The organism is Rhodococcus sp. P4_B6, from assembly GCF_056402215.1.
This window is the reverse complement of the sequence record NZ_JBFUHV010000079.1, coordinates 22,514-38,476: the sequence shown is the minus strand read 5'-3', so window position 1 is coordinate 38,476 and position 15,963 is coordinate 22,514. Positions and strand designations below refer to the sequence as shown.

Genomic DNA, 15,963 nt, shown 5'->3' with positions numbered 1-15,963 from the left:
GCGCCGCGGAGGCCGAGAACATCGCGGCCGGATCCCGGTCCTCGAAGTAGGTCCCGAGCTCCTCCGCGAGCGCACCGGGTGTCCAGCGGCCGTCCACGGCGTCGAAGCGCCGCTCGACGACCGGCGCCGCCATCAACGCCACCATCGGGCCGTAGACGACGAAGACCTGACCGTTCACGGAGTCGGCGGCGGGAGATGCGAGGTAGGCGACCAGCGCGGCCACATGCTCGGGCGACAACGGATCGACTCCCTCGGCGGGAGCCTCCCCGAAGACGCTCTCCGTCATCGACGTGCGGGCCCGAGGGCAGATCGCGTTGGCCCGGACGCCGTACCGGGAGAGCCCACGGGCCGCCGACAGCGTGAGCGCCGTGATGCCCGCCTTGGCGGCACCGTAGTTCGCCTGCCCCTCGGGTCCGAGCAGTCCCGCCTCGGACGAGGTGTTGACGATCCGCCCGTACACGGGCGCGCCGGCCTCCTTCGACCTGCCCCGCCAATACGACGCGGCGGAACGGCACAGCAGGAAGTGGCCGCGCAGATGCACTTTCAGCACCAGGTCCCAGTCCTCGTCGGACATGTTGAACAGCATGCGATCCCGCGTGATGCCCGCATTGTTCACCAGGATGTCGAGGCTGCCGAGCCGGCTCTGCGCCGCCTCCATGATCGCGTCGGCCGTGGACCGTTCGCCGATGTCGCCTGCCACGAACTCGACCTTTGCGCCCAGGCCCCGGATTTCCTCCAGAGTTTCCTCGACGGCCTCGTTCGCGGCCAGGTCGTTGACGACGACGGACGCACCCGCACGGGCCAGTGCGATCGCCTCGAACTTTCCGAGGCCGGATCCGGCACCGGTCACGACGGCGACCTTGCCGTCCACGTTCACTTCGCGGTCAGCCACAGCATTCATGAACACGCTCTCCTGGTTCTGTGCGCTCGCCGCAGGTCGTGAACCACGGCGCGGCGGTAGGTCGACGCCACTCTAGAACGTGTTCTCATTCCGGGCAACAATCCTCAGGGGTGCTCGGTGAGTGCGGCCCTCGGACACTGGGCGATCGCCGTACGCACGTCTTCCTCCCGGTCAGCGGGAGGAACGGCACTCGTGATGTGCAGCTGATCGTCGTCGTCGAGCTCGAAGATGTCGGGTGCGATCCCCACGCACACACCATTGGCCTCGCAACGGTCGAAATCGACTCTGACCTCCATGGCAACCCTCACTTCTTCTCGTCTCGTCACTCGCGGATCCGGGTGCAGCCGGGCTGTGGCGCACGCCGTTCCTGCGATAACACTAGAACCTGTTCCAGTCGTGTGCAATGATTCGTTCCACGACTGCGGGCACGCCTACCGGGCACGCTCCGGGGCCGGCCTGAGCCGACTCCGCCGATGCACCGCAGAGACTGGAACCTGTGCCAGATTTCAGCTGATTTCGCTCTCGGACCGGAGAGGTATTTCGATGCACATCACGTACACACCGCAGCAGCAACAGCTGCGGGAAGAGCTGCGCGCGTACTTCGCGAAGCTGATGACGCCGGAGCGTCGAGAGGCACTGGCCGCCACCACCGGCGAATACGGCGAGGGCAACGTCTACCGCGACGTCGTCGCCCAGATGGGCAGGGACGGCTGGCTGACACTCGGGTGGCCCAGGGAGTACGGCGGCCAGGAACGATCCGCCATGGATCAGCTGATCTTCACCGACGAGGCAGCCATCGCAGGCGCGCCCGTCCCCTTCCTCACGATCAACTCGGTCGCGCCGACGATCATGCATTTCGGCACCCCCGAGCAGAAATCGTTCTTCCTGCCCAAGATCTCGGCCGGCGAACTGCACTTCTCGATCGGCTACTCCGAGCCCGAAGCGGGGACCGACCTCGCCAGCCTCCGCACCACCGCGGTCAAGGACGGCGACGACTACGTCATCAACGGCCAGAAGATGTGGACGAGTCTGATCGCGTACGCCGACTACGTGTGGCTGGCGTGCCGCACCGATCCCGAAGCGAAGAAGCACAAGGGCATCAGCATGCTGATCGTCCCGACCACCGCCGAAGGCTTCTCGTACACCCCCGTGCACACGATGGCGGGCCCGGACACCAGCGCCACCTACTACCAGGACGTGCGGGTGCCCTCGTCCGCGCTCGTCGGCCCCGAACACGGCGGCTGGGCGCTGATCACCAACCAGCTCAATCACGAACGCGTCGCCCTGACGTCCGCCGGGCCGGTCCTCACCGCCCAGCGGGAGGTGCGCGAATGGGCGCAGAACACCAAGCTGCCGGACGGTCGCCGCGTCATCGACCAGGAATGGGTGCAGATCAATCTCGCGCGCGTCCACGCGAAGGCCGAGTACCTGAAGCTCATGAACTGGGAGATCGCCTCGTCGACCGGGGCGAGCGAAGCGACGGGGGATGACTCAGCGCACGCCCCCGGCCCGGAGGCGGCGTCGGCGAACAAGGTGTACGGCACGGAGTTCGCCACCGAGGCGTACCGGCTGCTGATGGAGATCCTCGGACCGTCGGCCACGCTGCGGCAGGACTCCCCGGGCGTCCTGCTGCGCGGGCGGCTCGAGCGGATGCACCGGTCGTCGCTGATCCTCACGTTCGGCGGCGGAACCAACGAGGTGCAGCGCGACATCATCGCCATGACCGCCCTCGGCCTGCCCCCCGCGACGCGTTAGGACTCTCACCATGGACTTCACTCCCACCGAGGCCCAGCAGGATCTTGCCGGGCTCACCCGAGGAATCGTCTCGGATCTCGTCACCAACGACCGGCTGCGCGAACTCGACGCGGCGGAAGACCGTCTCGATCGCCGGCTCTGGTCCGCGCTCGCGTCGTCCGACGTGCTGAGCGCCGCACTGCCGGAGTCGGTGGGCGGCGATGGTTTCGGCGTCCTCGAGCAGTGCAGCATTCTCGTCGAACTGGGCCGTGCCGTGGCAGCGGTCCCCTACCTGTCGTCGATCGTGATGGCGGCCGGGGCGATCGCGCAGTACGGAAGCGAACAGCAGCGTGCCGATTGGGGCACTCCGGCCGCGAGGGGCGAGAAGATCCTCACCGTGGCGCTCGACGAGGAACTGGGCGACAACCCGGCCGCGCCGACGACCCGTGCCGAACCCGGCGCGGACGGCTGGACGCTCGACGGCATCAAGATCGTGGTCGACGCGGCACCGTCCGCGGACCTCTTCCTGGTCCCGGCAACCACCCCGGACGGGGTCGCGGTCTTCCTCGTCCGCCCGGACGACGCCGGGGTGACCGTCACCCGCCAGCAGACCGTCGACCTGGCCAGCGTCGGTGAGGTGACCCTCCGCGGAGTGTCACTGGCCGGGGACCGCATTCTCGGCAGCGTCGAGCGGGGCCACGAGATCGTCGACTGGATCGTCGAGCGCGGCACGCTCGGCGCGTGCGCGTATCAGTACGGCGTCCTCGACGAATCCTTGAAACTCACCGCGGCCTACGCCCGGGAGCGGGTGCAGTTCGGCCGGCCCATCGGCAGCTTCCAGGCCGTAGCCCAGCGACTCGCCGACGGCTACATCGACGTGAAGGGCGTCCGGCTCACACTGTGGCAGGCGGCGTGGCGGCTCAGTGAGGGACTGCCCAGTGAAGGCGATGTCCAGACCGCCAACTTCTGGGCGTCCGACGCCGGACACCGGGTGTCCCACACCCTCGTCCACGTCCACGGTGGCGTCGGACTCGACGAGGACCACCCCGTGCACCGGTACTTCCTCGCCGCCAAGGCGCTCGAGTTCCGGCTCGGTTCGGCCACGCAGCAGTTGCGGGTCCTCGGCGCCGAACTGGCCACCGTCCCGGCATGACCGCCACGCTCGCCCGCACGGTATCGGACCTGCTGCTCGGTGTCGCGCACTCCGGCGCGCAGGGGCTGTACTTCGAGGACCGGTTCGTGTCGTGGTCCGAACACGTGCGGGCGAGCCTGCGCCGCGCCGCGATTCTCGACCACCTCCTCGACGCGCAGCGGCCCCGGCACTTCGGGGTTCTGATGGACAACGTCCCCGAGTTCTCCCTGCTCGCCGGGGCGGCGGCGCTGTCCGGCGCCGTACTCGTGGGGCTCAACACCACTCGGCGCGGGGAGGCGCTGACCCGCGACATCGTGCTGGCCGACTGCCAGGTGGTCTTCACCGAATCCGGCCGGTCCGCCCTGCTGGACGGTGTCGACCCCGGTGTTCCCGTCGTCGACGTGGATTCACCGGCATGGTCCGATCTGCTCGCCGAGGAGCGCCCCGATTTCACCCCGAAGGCCGCCGCGCCCGAAGACCTGTTCATGCTCATCTTCACGTCGGGCACGAGCGGCGACCCGAAGGCGGTGCGCTGCACGCACGCGAAGATCACCGGCCCCGGCGTCATGCTTGCCGAGCGCTTCGCGCTGTCCCCGGACGACGTCGTGTACATGTCGATGCCGATGTTCCATTCGAACGCCATGATGGCGGCGTGGTCCGTGGCGCTCGCGGGGCACAGCTCGATTGCGCTGCGGCGCAGGTTCTCCGCGTCGAACTTCCTGCCCGACGTGCGGAGATTCGGCGTCACGTACGCCAACTACGTCGGAAAGCCGCTGTCGTATGTGCTGGCGACTCCCGACATGCCCGACGACGCCGACAACACCCTGCGGGTGATGTACGGCAACGAGGGGTCCGCTCCCGCGGTCGCGGCGTTCGCGCGCCGCTTCGGCACCGCGGTGATCGACGGGTTCGGCTCCACCGAGGGCGGCATCGCCATCTCCTCGGCACCCGGGGCACCGCCGGGTTCTCTGGGCAGGCTCCCCGAGGGCGTCGCGATCCTCGACCCCGAGACCGGAGATCCCTGCCCGCCAGCCGAATTCGATGCGGCCGGCCGGGTCGTCAACGCCGAGGCCGCAACGGGTGAACTCGTCAATGTCGCGGGGTCGGGGGCGTTCGCGGGCTACTACAACAATCCCGAGGCCGACGCTGAACGGATCCGCGACGGTCGGTACTGGAGTGGCGACCTCGCCTACCGGGACGCCGAGGGATTCGTCTACTTCGCGGGCCGCAGTTCCGGGTGGCTGCGCGTCGACGGCGAGAACCTCGGTTCGGCGCCCATCGAGCGCATCCTCCTGCGGTACGACGGCTTCGCCCAGGTGACGGTGTACGGGGTGCCCGACGTCGAGGTCGGGGACCGGGTGATGGCAGCCGTCGTACCGACCCGGGAGTTCGATCCCGTGGCCTTCGCGGACTTCCTCGACGCGCAATCCGATCTGGGTCCGAAGCAGCGCCCGAGTCTGATCCGGGTGTGTGCCGAGTTCCCGCGGACGGCCACGTTCAAGGTGCTCACCCGCGCGCTGAGCGCCGAGGCCACGCAGTGCGCCGATCCGGTGTGGGTCCGCGACGGAGACCGCTACTCCCCCAGGTGAGTGGCAAAGTGTGCTGGCGCACGCTTTGCCACTCACCTGGGTTAGCGGAAGCTGTCGAGGCGGGACACCGCCGAGTCGAAGCCCTTGACCAGTTCGTCCATCACCTCGGCCACCGGCCGGATCTCGTTCATCCGCCCGACGATCTGCCCCACCGGCATCGCCACGACATCCGGGTTCTCGGACGCGGCGATGCGCTGATGCGCCTCGCTGACCAGCAGATTCTGCAGCGGCATCGGCAGCGGCGCGGGCGCGTCCGGCTTCGACCACGCGTCGGTCCACTTGGTCTTGAGCAGGCGCGCGGGTTTGCCCGAGTAGATCCGGGACCGCACCGTGTCCGCCGACGTCGCCCCGAGGAGGGCGCGCTGGATCGCGGACGGACCCTCCGCCGACGCGCTGCCCAGTTTGTACTCGGACGTGGTGAGCCAGTACGACCCCATCCACACCCCCGCCGCCCCCAGCGACAGCGCCGCGGCCACCTGGCGTCCGCTGCCGATACCACCGGCCGCGAGTACGGCGGCGGAATCTCCGATGGCGTCGACGATCTCGGGAACCAGCACCATCGACGCGATCTCCCCGGTGTGCCCACCGGCCTCGTACCCCTGCGCGATGACGATGTCGACACCGTTCGCGACGTGCCTGCGCGCGTGCTCCACGGCGCCGGCCAGCGCGGCCACCGGAACCCCCTTCTCGTGGGCCTGGTCGATGACGTCCTTCGGGGGTGAACCGAGGGCGTTGGCGATCAACGCAATTCGATGATTCAGGGCGACGTCCACGTGCGACCGCGCCACCGAGTGCAGCCAGCCGAGCACGCCGGTCGCGTGTTCGACCCCCGAATCCAGTGGCGGCACCCCCAGTTCGGACAGGGTCCGGTCGACGAACGCGCGGTGTTCCGCGGGGATCAGCGACTCCAGGTCCACCGACGTGCCCTCGGTGGGCACCTTCGCGGGCATCACGATGTCGACGCCGTACGGCTTGCCGTCGGTGTTCTCGTCCATCCACGCCAGGACGGCCTCGAGTTCCTCGGGATCGTTGAACCGGACGCAGCCGAGCACACCCAGGCCGCCGGCCCGGGAGATCGCCGCGGCCACGTGTTCGGACGGCGTGAACCCGAACACCGGGTACTCGATGCCGAACTTCTCACTCAAACTCGTATGCATTTACGCGCCTTTGCTTTCGGGCGAACCGTTGCCGTTGTGGTCGTCGGCCGGCCGGGTCTCGGTCTGTTCCTTGGCCCAGCGGTAGTCGGGTTTGCCCGCAGGCGAGCGCTTGATCTCGTCGACGAACCAGAGGCTGCGCGGAACCTTGTATCCCGCGATCTCCTTGCGTGCCGCGTCGGCGATCTCGTGCAGGCTCGGACGCACCCCACGACGGGTCTGAATGACGGCGGCCACCCGCTGGCCGAAGCGTTCGTCGGGAATGCCGACCACGAGGGCGTCGAAGACGTCGGGATGCGACTTGAGTGCGCCCTCGACCTCCTCGGGGAAGATCTTCTCGCCGCCGCTGTTGATGGACACYGAACCGCGGCCCAGCATCGTCACCGTGCCGTCCGCCTCCACCTGCGCGAAGTCGCCGGGGATGGAGTAGCGGATGCCGTTGATCTCCTTGAACGTGGCCTTGGTCTTCTCTTCGTCCTTGTAGTAGCCGATCGGGATGTGCCCCCGGCGCGCCAGGATGCCGACGACGCCGGAGCCGGGCTCGACCGGGTTGCCGTCCTCGCCGAGGACGGAGGTGGACGCGTCGATTTTCACCGTCGGGCCGCCACCGTGCGAGTCGCCCTTCGCGACCACGCTGAGGCCGCCGAAACCCGTCTCGGACGAACCGATGGAGTCGGTGATCATCCGGTTGGGCAGCAGTTCGAGGTACTTCTCCTTGATGCTGGGCGAGAACAGCGCCGCCGAACTCGCCATCAGGAACAGCGAAGACAGGTCGTAGGGTTCGCCGCTTGCCTCGTTGCCCTCCACCAGCGCGTCGAGCATCGGGCGCGCCATCGCGTCGCCGGTGATGAAGATGAGGTTGACCTTGTGCTGGTCGACGATCCGCCACACGTCGTGGCCGTCGAATTCGGGGTGCATGACGCACTTTCCGCCGCCGAACAGACTCTGGAACACCGCCCACTGGCTGCCGCCGTGGATCATCGGCGGGATCGGGAAGCGCGTCATGCCGGGGCTCTCGGCACCCAGCTTCGCGAGATCCCACTCGTCCTCGACGTATTCACCGGTCATGAAGTTGATGCCGCCGCCGAGCACCCGCCAGACGTCCTCGTGACGCCACATCACCCCCTTCGGCTTTCCGGTGGTGCCACCGGTATAGAGCATGTACAGGTCGTCATTGCTGCGCTCGCCGAAGTCGCGGTCGGGGGAACCCTGCGCCAGCGCCGCCTCGTATTCGACCCCCTCGTAGTCGAGATCGGTGCCGTCCTCGACCACCACGGTGGTCTTCAGGAGCGGCGTCTCGGGGAGCACATTCGCCACCTTGTCGGAGTACCGGCGTTCGTGGACGAGCGCGACCATGTCCGAATTGTCGAAGATGTATTGCAACTCGTTCTCGATGTACCGGTAGTTGACGTTCACCATCACCGCACGAATCTTGAAGACCGCCACCATGGCCTCGATGGCCTCGATGGTGTTGCGGCAGTAGATGCCCACCTTGTCACCGGGCCGGACACCCTGTTCACGCAGGTAGTGGCCGAGGCGATTGGCCCTCTCCTCCATCTGCGCGTACGTCACTTCCCGGTCGTCGGACACCAACGCGACGCGGTCCGGAACGAGGTCGATTGCGTGCTCTACGAGGTCTGCGATATTAAGGGCCACGTCAACAAAGTAGAACGTGTTACCGTTTCTGGCAAGACCTAATTTGAGAGCCAGCTCACACACCCTTCGGGAGACTTCAGTGTCCTCTACAACGACCGAGAAATCCGACATTTCGGCACAGTCGCCGCACTGCCTCGTCGAGAAACGCGGGCACGTCCTGATCGTCACGATGAACCGCCCCGAGGCGAAGAACGCGCTGTCCGGCGAAATGATGACGATCATGCGGGACGCGTGGGATCAGGTCGACTCCGACCCGGACATCCGGGTCGCCATCCTCACCGGCGCCGGCGGTGCCTTCTGCGCCGGCGCCGACCTCAAGGCCATGACGTCGCAGCACCCCGGCGACTCCTTCTCCGGCGCGGGCGAGCGGAGCGAGGGGAAAAATTCGGGCTGGGACCTGTCCAAGATCGAGGCGCTGCTGAAGGGACGGCGCCTCACCAAACCTCTCATCGCCGCAGTCGAGGGTCCCGCCATCGCCGGCGGCACCGAGATCCTGCAGGGCACCGACATCCGCGTCGCCGGCGAGGGCGCCAAATTCGGTGTCTCCGAGGCGAAATGGGGACTATTCCCCCTCGGCGGCTCCGCCGTGCGCCTCGTCCGGCAGATCCCGTACACCGTCGCAGCCGACATCCTGCTGACCGGACGTCACATCAAGGCCCCCGAGGCCAAGGAAATCGGCCTCATCGGGCACGTCGTCCCCGACGGCCAGGCCCTCGACAAGGCCCTCGAACTCGCCGACCTCATCTCCGCCAACGGTCCCCTCGCCGTCCAGGCGATCCTCAAGACCATCCGCGACACCGAAGGCATGCACGAGGAAGAGGCCTTTCAGATCGACGCCGCCCTCGGCACCGAGGTCTTCAAGAGCGCCGACGCGAAGGAAGGTCCGCGCGCCTTTTCCGAAAAGCGCGCGCCGAAGTTCGAGGGCCGCTGACCGCGGTGCGATAACCCCGGAGGCGAATGTACCTTTCGGCGCATCTGCGGCGCCGAGAGGTACATTCGCCCAGGGTGTGAGGGTTATCCACAGCCCCAACTTATCCACAGGCCCCACCAAAAAGCCTGGTGACCGAAGCTGCCGCCCGCACCGGGTGCGTCATCATCAACTCATGCGACGGGGAGAGTGGGGGCATCGCCTCGATGACCTGTACGGAGTGAGCCGGTCCGGGATCATCCGCACCGCCGAGTTGAGGCAATGGGGCGTGTCGAATTCGGCGATCGACGCTCGATGCCGTCCGGGCGGGCCGTGGCAACGCATCCTTCCGGGTGTCGTGATGCTCGGCAACGGCCACCCGACCGCGCGTCAGCGTGCGGTGGCCGCGATCGTGCTCAGCGGCGAGAACGCAGTCCTCACGGGGCGCGCAGCGCTGCACGAATACGGGTACGGCACGTCGTACTCCGGGGATGCCCATGTTCTGATCGCCACGCATCGGCGCGTGCAGTCCACGGGCTTCGTGCTCGTCGAACGTACGACGCGTTTGCCGGCACCCGTGACGCGCAACGGACTTCCCTGTGCCCCGCTTCCGCGCGCGTTGCTCGACGCGGCGCGGCGGTGCCGCACCCTGGACAGCACTCGATCCCTCATCGCGGAGGTAGTCCAGCGAGGCGAGGTGAGTGTCGCCGAGCTGATCGCGGAGTTGAACTCGGGTAGCGGCCGGGGTGCCGCACTCCCCCGGACAGTGCTGCGCGAAGTGAGTGCCGACGTCCACTCGGTGTCCGAGGCCGAAGCCCGTCGGCTGTGGTTGCGCAGCGGACTGCCCCGAATGGTCTTCAACCGCAGGATCGGCGACGTTGCCGGGCAGTTCATCGCCATGCCCGACGGCTGGATCGACGATGTCGCGTTCGCGTGGGACATCGACTCTCTCGACTGGCATCTGGCGCCGAAGGCGTACAAATCGACCGTCGAGCGCCGCACCCGGATGCAGAACCACGGCATTATTGTGCTGCCGACGTTGCCGAGCGCTATCCGCGACGACCCCGACCGCGTGATCGCCGACCTCCAGTCGCACTACCAGCTGGCGTCCTCGCGGCCCCGGCCTGAGGTCCGGATGCTCGGAGCGCCCGGGTGAATGCACCGTTCAACGCCTCAGGTGCGCCGAAAGGTACATTCGCCCGGGCCGGGGAGGTCGGCCGGAGGGGTCAGCCCAGGACCGCGGCGGAGAGTTCGCGGACGTGGTCGGCGTCGCGGCAGGAGACGAGGAGCATGGTGACGCCGGCGTCGGCCCAGCGTTTGACGTCGGCGCGGACTTCGTCGACGTTGCCGATGATCATGGTTTCGGTGACCATTTCGTCGGGGACGACGGCGGCGGCTTCGTCCTTGCGGCCGGCGCGGAAGAGGCGTCCGATTTCGTCGACCTGTTCGCCGTAACCCATGCGGGTGTAAACCTGGGCGTGGAAGTTGAGTTCGGGGGCGCCCATGCCGCCGACGTACAGGGCGGTGACGGGTTTGAGGCCGGCGATGGCGGCGGCGCGGTCGTCGGTGACGATGACCTGGCAGGTGGCCGCGACTTCGAATTCTTCGCGGCTGCGACGGGCGCCGGGGCGGGCGAAGCCTTCGTCGAGCCATTCGTTGTACATGGGCGCGAGGCGGGGTGAGTAGTAGATGGCGAGCCAGCCGTCGGCGATCTCGGCGGTGAGCGCGACGTTCTTGGGACCTTCGGCGCCGAGCCAGATCGGGATGTCGGCGCGGAGTGGGTGGGTGATCGGCTTGAGTGGTTTCCCGAGTCCGGTGCTGCCGGGACCGGTGTAGGGCAGGGGGAAGTGTGGGCCGTCGCTGGTGACGGGTTCCTGCCGCGCCAGCACCTTGTGGACGATGGAGACGTATTCGCGGGTGCGGGCGAGCGGTTTCGTGAACGGCTGCCCGTACCAGCCTTCGACGACCTGCGGTCCGGACACGCCGAGTCCGAGGATGGCGCGGCCGCCGCTGAGGTGGTCGAGGGTGAGGGCGTGCATGGCGGTGCTGGTGGGTGTGCGCGCGGAGATCTGCACGACGGACGTGCCGAGGCGGACGCGGTCGGTGCTCGAACCCCACCAGGCGAGGGGGGTGAAGGCGTCGGATCCCCACGATTCGGCGGCGAAGACGGCGTCGAATCCGTCGGCTTCGGCGGCGGCGATCAACTCCGGGGCGTTGGTGGGCGGCTCTGCGCCCCAGTATCCGAGTTGCAACCCGAGCTTCATCGTGTGCCTCCGCATCGACCGTCGTCAGAAGTGACCCTTGCCACAAACACTAGAACCTGTTCTACTCGAAGTTGTGAGCATGGGAAAGAGCGCGGTGGCCGAAAAATTCTCGAACGAACCGTTGAGCGCCCCGCTGAAACTTCAATTCGACTACACCCGATCGGTGGGCCCGACCGTCGGCGCCTTCGTGACCGCGCTGCGCGACCGCAAGGTCATCGGCGCCCGCGGCTCGGACGGACGCGTCTACGTCCCACCGCCCGAATTCGACCCGGACACCGCCGAACCACTCACCGACTTCGTCGGGGTGTCCGACGCAGGCACCGTGGTGAGCTGGACGTGGATGCCGGAACCCATTGCCGGGCAACCTCTCACCACCCCGTTCGCGTGGGCGTTGATCAAGCTGGACGGCGCCGACACGTCGCTGGTGCATGCCGTGGACGTCGCCTCCCCTGCCGGAATGAGCACGGGCATGCGGGTGCGGGCACGGTGGGCGCAGGAACGCGTCGGGCGGATACAGGACATCGTGTGCTTCGAACCCGGCGAGTCGACCGGCGAACCCGGACCGGCCTCGGAGTCGGAACCGGTCACGATGGTCACGACGCCGATCGATCTCGACTACCTGCACTCCGCGTCCGCCGAGGAGAGCTTCTACCTCCGAGGGTTGAAGGAGGGCAAGCTGATCGGTGGCCGCACCGGCCCGGGCGGCAAGGTGTACATCCCGCCGCGCAGCGCCAACCCCACCGACGGCATCCCGACGAAGGAGCAGGTGGAACTGCCGGACCGGGGCATCGTCACGACGTTCTGCATCGTGAACGTCCCCTTCCTCGGGCAGCGGATCAAGCCGCCGTACGTCGCCGCCTACGTGCTGCTCGACGGCGCGGACATCGCGTTCCTGCACCTGATCCTCGACTGCGATGCCGCCGACGTGCGGATGGGCATGCGAGTGGAGGCCAAGTGGAAGCCACGCGAGGAGTGGGACTACACGCTCGAGAACATCGAGTACTTCAGGCCGACGGGCGAGCCCGACGCCGAGTACGACACCTACAAACACCACCTGTGAGGGCGCGGCACAATGACAGATATCGCAGTCGTCGGGTTCGCGCACGCACCGCACGTGCGTGAGACCACCGGCACCACCAACGGCGTCGAGATGCTGGTTCCCTGCTTCCAGCAGCTGTACGAGGATCTCGGGATCACCAAGTCCGACATCGGTTTCTGGTGTTCGGGATCCTCGGACTACCTGGCCGGCCGTGCGTTCTCCTTCATCTCCGCGGTCGACTCGATCGGCGCGGTACCCCCGATCAACGAGTCGCACGTGGAGATGGACGCCGCCTGGGCATTCTACGAGGCCTGGATCAAGATCATGACCGGCGAGGTCGACACGGCCCTGGTGTACGGGTTCGGGAAGTCCTCGGCCGGCAATCTCCGCAAGGTCCTGTCCATGCAACTCGACCCCTACCTGGTCGCGCCACTGGCCCTGGACTCGGTGTCGCTCGCCGGACTGCAGGCGCGTCTCGGACTCGACGCCGGGAAGTGGACGTCCGAGGAGATGGCGGCGGTGGCCGCGCGCAGCCGGGCCGCGGCCGAGAGCAACCCGAACACCCAGTTGTCGGGGCACGTCGACATCAACGAACTGCTCGCGAGACCGTTCGTCGCGGATCCGTTGCGCGCCCACGACTGCGCGCCGATCACGGACGGCGCCGCTGCCGTCGTTCTCGCTTCCGGAGACCGTGCCCGAGAGCTGTGCGAGCGACCGGCGTGGATCACCGGGATCGAGCATCGGATCGACTCCCCGAACTTCGGCGCCCGTGACCTGACGGTCTCGCCGTCGACGACGGCGTCGGCGCGGGCGGCCACCGGCGGGGACGTCGGCGGTATCGACGTGGCCGAACTGCACGGACCGTTCACCCATCAGGAACTGATCCTCCGCGAGGCCATCGGGCTGTCCGATGCGACGACGATCAACCCGTCGGGCGGCCCGCTGAGCGGGAACCCGATGTTCTCCGCGGGTCTGGAACGCATAGGTTACGCAGCCAAGGCCATCATGGACGGCAACGCCGGGCGCACGCTGGCGCACGCCACGAGTGGTGCTGTGCTGCAACAGAATCTGGTCGCAGTCTTGGAGGGACGCAACTGATGGCGAATCAATTGGCCGCCGTACTGGGCACCGGTCAGACCCATTACGTGGCGAAACGGCACGACGTGTCCATGGCCGGGCTGGTGCGCGAGGCGATCGACCGCGCGATGGAAGACGCGCGGGTGGGCTGGGACGACATCGACGCCGTCGTGATCGGCAAGGCCCCCGACCTGTTCGAGGGGTCGATGATGCCGGAGCTCGCGATGTCGGACGCACTGGGCGCCAACGGCAAACCGCTTCTGCGTGTGCACACGGCGGGCTCGGTCGGCGGTTCGACCGCCTGCGTGGCGGCGAGCCTCGTGAAGTCGGGGGTGCACAAGCGGGTGCTGACGGTGGCGTGGGAGAAGCAGTCCGAGTCGAACGCCATGTGGGCGCTGTCCACACCCATTCCGTTCCACATGCCGGTCGGCGCGGGCGCGGGCGGGTACTTCGCCCCGCACGTCCGCTCGTACATCCGGCGGTCCGGCGCACCCGATCACATCGGCGCGATGGTGGCGGTGAAGGACCGGCTGAACGGCAGCCTCAACCCGTACGCCCACCTCAAGCAGCCCGACATCACGCTCGAATCGGTGCAGGCCTCGCAGATGCTGTGGGATCCCATCCGCTACGACGAGACCTGTCCGTCCTCGGACGGCGCCTGCGCGCTGGTGATCGGCAACGAGGAGGCCGCCGAGCAGGTCGTCGCGGACGGCCGTGAGGTGGCCTGGATACACGCGACCGCGATGCGCACCGAGCCCACCACGTTCGCCGGACGCGACCAGGTGAATCCGCAGGCCGGACGGGACGCGTCGGCCGCACTGTGGAAGGCCGCGGGCATCAAGGATCCGCTCGACGAGATCGACGTCGCCGAAATCTACGTCCCCTTCTCCTGGTTCGAACCGATGTGGCTCGAGAATCTCGGCTTCGTCGCCGAGGGCGAGGGCTGGAAGCTCACCGAGGCGGGCGAGACGGCCATCGGCGGCCGGCTCCCGCTCAACGCGTCGGGCGGCGTCCTGTCGTCCAATCCGATCGGCGCCTCCGGGATGATCCGGTTCGCAGAGGCGGCGATGCAGGTGATGCACCGCGCCGGCGACCACCAGGTGAAGGACGCGCGCAAGGCACTCGGCCACGCCTACGGCGGCGGTTCGCAGTACTTCTCGATGTGGGTGGTCGGTTCCGACCGGCCGAACAACTAGTAGTAGGGACGTCACCAGTGAAATTCACCGTCGGCATCGCCATGAATCCCCTCGATCAGTTGCCGGCTCTCGCGAAAACAGCCGAGGAGTGCGGGTTCTCGTCCATCGCACTCCCCGACTCGCTGTTCTTCATGGAGAAGCAGAGCGCGGACTACCCGTACACACCGGACGGCTCCCGGATGTGGACCGAGGAGACGCCGTGGGTGGATCCGCTGATCGCGGCGGCCGCCATGGGTGCGGTGACGTCGAAGATCGAGTTCTACACCCAGGTCCTCAAGCTGGGGTCCCGCAATCCGGTGCTCCTGGCCCGCCAGGTGGGATCGGTGGCCAACCTGATCGGCAACCGGTTCGGTTTCGGTGTCGGGATCGGCTGGGCGCCCGAGGAATTCGAATGGTGCGGGGTGCCGTACGCGAAACGCGGCGCCCGCGTCGACGAGATGATCGACGTCATCAAGCTAATCCTCGGCGGCGGGATGGTCGAGTATCACGGTGAGTTCTACGACTTCGACCGCCTGCAGATGAGCCCGGCCCCGACGAAGCCGGTGCCGTTCTACGTCGGCGGCCACACCGACGTCGCACTCCGGCGCGCCGCCCGGGTCGGTGACGGCTGGACGTCGGCGATGATCAAGTTCGACGATCTCGTCCAGGTCATCGCGCGACTGCGGGAACTGCGGGAGGAGTACGGCCGCGCCGATCTGCCGTACGAGATCCAGACGGTCTGCATCGACCGTTTCGGCAAGGACGGCTACGCCGAACTCGCGGACGCCGGGGTGACCGACACGATCGTCGTCCCGTGGGTGTTCGACGGCATCGGCTTCGACGGACCGCTCGACGCCAAGCAGGAGTCGCTGCGCAAGTTCGCCGATCAGTACATCGGATAGGAGTGTGGACATGACGACGACCGACCATCCTGCCCGCCTCGCCGGACAGGCGTCCCGCGCGGCGGCCAGCGGCAGGCGCAAGGAGGAGTGGCTGGCCCTGTTCGCCGAGGACGCACGTGTCGAAGATCCCGTCGGCCCTTCGGGTTTCGACCCCGAAGGGAAGGGGCACCACGGCCTCGATGCGATCTCCCGGTTCTACGACATGACGATCGCGACCACCGAATCGCTCGAATTCCTCATCACCGATTCACTGGTGTGCGGCAACGAGAACGTGAACATCGGGACCATCCGGTCGACGGTGGCGGGATCGCAGATCGACGCCGAGGGCGTGTTCGTCTACCGCGTGGACGACGAAGGCAAGATCACGTCGCTACGGGCCTTCTGGGAGGTCGAGCGGGCGATGAAGACGCTGCGCAAGGTCTGAGGATTCGGA

The 15,963-nt window shown here is 67.6% G+C and carries 15 protein-coding genes; 10 read left to right on the top strand and 5 right to left on the bottom strand.

The window, feature by feature from the left end:
• Together AC1DWT_RS29870 and AC1DWT_RS29865 are read right to left on the bottom strand one after the other, a co-directional pair.
• On the bottom strand, positions 1 to 901 hold a 901-nt coding region (locus tag AC1DWT_RS29870), incomplete at its 3' end, for a 3-oxoacyl-ACP reductase (protein ID WP_477923374.1).
• A gap of 104 nt (positions 902 to 1,005) precedes the next feature.
• A complete protein-coding gene (locus tag AC1DWT_RS29865; protein ID WP_072947890.1) occupies positions 1,006 to 1,197 on the bottom strand; it encodes a ferredoxin in 192 nt (63 codons plus the stop codon).
• A 247-nt stretch (positions 1,198 to 1,444) separates the two neighbouring features.
• Between AC1DWT_RS29865 and AC1DWT_RS29860 the strand changes: the two genes are divergently transcribed.
• From AC1DWT_RS29860 to AC1DWT_RS29850, 3 genes are read left to right on the top strand one after another with little or no spacing between them, the layout of a single operon-like run.
• Positions 1,445 to 2,656, top strand: a complete 1,212-nt coding sequence (locus AC1DWT_RS29860) for an acyl-CoA dehydrogenase family protein (protein ID WP_477923372.1) — start codon at positions 1,445 to 1,447, stop codon at positions 2,654 to 2,656.
• A 10-nt stretch (positions 2,657 to 2,666) separates the two neighbouring features.
• Positions 2,667 to 3,788, top strand: a complete 1,122-nt coding sequence (locus AC1DWT_RS29855; RefSeq protein WP_095863236.1) for an acyl-CoA dehydrogenase family protein — start codon at positions 2,667 to 2,669, stop codon at positions 3,786 to 3,788.
• Complete coding sequence (locus tag AC1DWT_RS29850) at positions 3,785 to 5,356, top strand: long-chain-fatty-acid--CoA ligase (RefSeq protein ID WP_095863235.1); 1,572 nt, start codon at positions 3,785 to 3,787, stop codon at positions 5,354 to 5,356. The genes AC1DWT_RS29855 and AC1DWT_RS29850 overlap by 4 nt, the downstream gene beginning before the upstream one ends.
• Before the next feature lie 41 nt (positions 5,357 to 5,397).
• Here the strand turns inward: AC1DWT_RS29850 and AC1DWT_RS29845 are convergent, their stop codons facing one another.
• Together AC1DWT_RS29845 and AC1DWT_RS29840 are read right to left on the bottom strand one after the other, a co-directional pair.
• Entirely contained in the window at positions 5,398 to 6,513 is a 1,116-nt protein-coding gene (locus tag AC1DWT_RS29845; RefSeq protein ID WP_095863234.1) for an NAD(P)H-dependent flavin oxidoreductase, read from the bottom strand.
• Positions 6,514 to 8,166: an acyl-CoA synthetase gene (locus AC1DWT_RS29840; RefSeq protein WP_072947876.1), complete on the bottom strand. Its 1,653-nt coding sequence runs from the start codon at positions 8,164 to 8,166 to the stop codon at positions 6,514 to 6,516. It lies immediately after the preceding gene.
• Between the two features lie 79 nt (positions 8,167 to 8,245).
• Here AC1DWT_RS29840 and AC1DWT_RS29835 point away from each other — a divergent pair, with 79 nt between their 5' ends.
• Positions 8,246 to 9,097 (top strand): crotonase/enoyl-CoA hydratase family protein, encoded by an 852-nt coding sequence (locus AC1DWT_RS29835; protein ID WP_095863233.1) that lies wholly within the window; start codon positions 8,246 to 8,248, stop codon positions 9,095 to 9,097.
• Between the two features lie 172 nt (positions 9,098 to 9,269).
• Positions 9,270 to 10,229, top strand: a complete 960-nt coding sequence (locus AC1DWT_RS29830; protein WP_477923369.1) for a hypothetical protein — start codon at positions 9,270 to 9,272, stop codon at positions 10,227 to 10,229.
• Positions 10,230 to 10,299: 70 nt separating this feature from the next.
• Here the strand turns inward: AC1DWT_RS29830 and AC1DWT_RS29825 are convergent, their stop codons facing one another.
• Complete coding sequence (locus AC1DWT_RS29825) at positions 10,300 to 11,337, bottom strand: LLM class F420-dependent oxidoreductase (RefSeq protein WP_095863232.1); 1,038 nt, start codon at positions 11,335 to 11,337, stop codon at positions 10,300 to 10,302.
• Between the two features lie 79 nt (positions 11,338 to 11,416).
• On the opposite strand from AC1DWT_RS29825, the gene AC1DWT_RS29820 reads away from it, so the two are divergent.
• From AC1DWT_RS29820 to AC1DWT_RS29800, 5 genes are read left to right on the top strand one after another with little or no spacing between them, the layout of a single operon-like run.
• Complete coding sequence (locus tag AC1DWT_RS29820) at positions 11,417 to 12,397, top strand: Zn-ribbon domain-containing OB-fold protein (protein WP_095863231.1); 981 nt, start codon at positions 11,417 to 11,419, stop codon at positions 12,395 to 12,397.
• Positions 12,398 to 12,409: 12 nt separating this feature from the next.
• A complete protein-coding gene (locus AC1DWT_RS29815; protein WP_072947866.1) occupies positions 12,410 to 13,474 on the top strand; it encodes a thiolase domain-containing protein in 1,065 nt (354 codons plus the stop codon).
• Positions 13,474 to 14,649 carry a thiolase domain-containing protein gene (locus AC1DWT_RS29810; protein WP_095863230.1) on the top strand — a complete coding sequence of 392 codons (1,176 nt, stop codon included), beginning with the start codon at positions 13,474 to 13,476 and terminating at the stop codon, positions 14,647 to 14,649. Before AC1DWT_RS29815 ends, AC1DWT_RS29810 begins: the two co-directional genes overlap by 1 nt.
• Positions 14,650 to 14,666: 17 nt before the next feature.
• On the top strand, positions 14,667 to 15,530 hold the full coding sequence (locus tag AC1DWT_RS29805) for a TIGR03619 family F420-dependent LLM class oxidoreductase (protein ID WP_072947861.1): 864 nt from the start codon (positions 14,667 to 14,669) through the stop codon (positions 15,528 to 15,530).
• A 10-nt stretch (positions 15,531 to 15,540) separates the two neighbouring features.
• Complete coding sequence (locus AC1DWT_RS29800; protein WP_477923367.1) at positions 15,541 to 15,954, top strand: nuclear transport factor 2 family protein; 414 nt, start codon at positions 15,541 to 15,543, stop codon at positions 15,952 to 15,954.
• Positions 15,955 to 15,963: the final 9 nt, after the last annotated feature.